This window comes from Alteromonas sp. ABH2_165 (assembly GCF_056159945.1).
The window spans coordinates 1-1447 of sequence record NZ_JBSWWF010000020.1; the positions used below are offsets into that span (position 1 = coordinate 1).

At 40.9% G+C, this 1447-nt stretch carries 2 protein-coding genes; both read right to left on the reverse strand.

Annotation, left to right across the window (positions count from 1 at the left end; genetic code table 11):
- Window positions 1–256 precede the first annotated feature (256 nt).
- Window positions 257–691: an NADAR family protein gene (locus ACXAFQ_RS20395; protein ID WP_474825205.1), complete on the reverse strand. Its 435-nt coding sequence runs from the start codon at window positions 689–691 to the stop codon at window positions 257–259.
- A gap of 128 nt (window positions 692–819) precedes the next feature.
- Window positions 820–1335, reverse strand: a complete 516-nt coding sequence (locus tag ACXAFQ_RS20400) for a hypothetical protein (protein WP_474825206.1) — start codon at window positions 1333–1335, stop codon at window positions 820–822.
- Window positions 1336–1447: the final 112 nt, after the last annotated feature.

A 1447-nucleotide genomic window follows, 5' to 3' on the forward strand; every position in this document is an offset into this window, starting at 1 on the left:
GACATTGTCCAAAACAGCTTTTAGACCATTTCGAGCTTCGGTAAAAGAGACAATTCTCATTTTGCACCCCACTTGTACATTATATTGGACAAGTTTAGATCAGAAATGAGCACATGTACAGGATGTTGTGCATTACTGTGCCGTGGCAGCTAACGCCCCGCTTAGGGGCAATAACACGTGGGCTAAAATTTGGAGCGAAGCGACCCAGCCCACGTGTTATTGTCCCAGGGAGCTTGCGACCGCCTACAGCGGTTTGTTATATCTTGAGCTGTTCTCGAACAGAGACAAGTATTTTTCCCAATTTATTTAGACCAGTACCGTTTTTACCAATGCCCCAATAATAATCACCTGGCGCACTCTCCACTATATTTTGCTCGCCTGTGGATAATAATAATTCTTTCAGTTTGTCGTGAGTTTTGAATTTCTTTAAAACCGCTCGAAACATTACCTCGTCTTTAACTGATTCCCAGTCTTTTCTTATCGGGATCTTTCGACTTCTACCAAGTTCAGCTGCTTGTTTTGATGAATAAGCAATTCTTATTTTTTCTTGGTACGACTTGTCTTCGAACTTTTGAGCCTGAAAATAATGCTCGACTGTAGGCCACCATTCTCCGTCTTCCTCTATCCCATGTTTAGAGAAGTTCGAAAATTCGCCATATGCGTCAGTTTTTGTGTAGAAAAAGATAGTCATAGTTAATTACGGATATAACACCCACATAAGGGGCAGTAACATGTGGGCTAAAATCCGAGCGAAGCGACAGAGCCCACATGTTACTGTCCCAGCGAGCCTGCGAGCGGCTTAATGTGATTGTTATATGCCTACCTGTGATGTAAAAAACAGAACAAATAAATAAGGCTTACAATACTAAAAATGATTGGTAGCAATATTTCAAACACTAATGTTGAGCAATTTGAAAGTCTTTGAAATCCATTAGAATACCGATAAGAAATAACCTTACTTTTTCGGGATATTTCGAACATTTCACCACTAGTGGTCCCCCTCTCGTACTCTTGTTGACCTTCGTCTTCGGGGTAGCATTCATCTTTGGTTAACCCTATTGTATCGCCGGTTATATTTTCCGTTTTCCTTGCTATGTAACTTGGAAGGTAATATTCGCTTACGTTTAAAGCGGATAGAATAATAAAGTACGCAAAAAAATATGCAGTTACGGCAAGAACAAACCAGCCTGTAATTGTTTCATTTTTGGAAAGGTCTAAGCCTAGTATTGCCACTTTAGTTGGCAAAGCCTCAGATAACCCGATGAACAGAGATACGCCAGACATAACGAGTAGCTTAGCTTTCGTTTTCTGTGTGTCTTCGCTTAATTTTAACATTAAAAACTACCAATAAGTTAAATGAGCATATAACACCCACATAAGGGGCAGTAACACGTGGGCTAAAATCCGAGCGAAGCGACAGAGCCCACGTGTTACTGTCCCAGCGAAG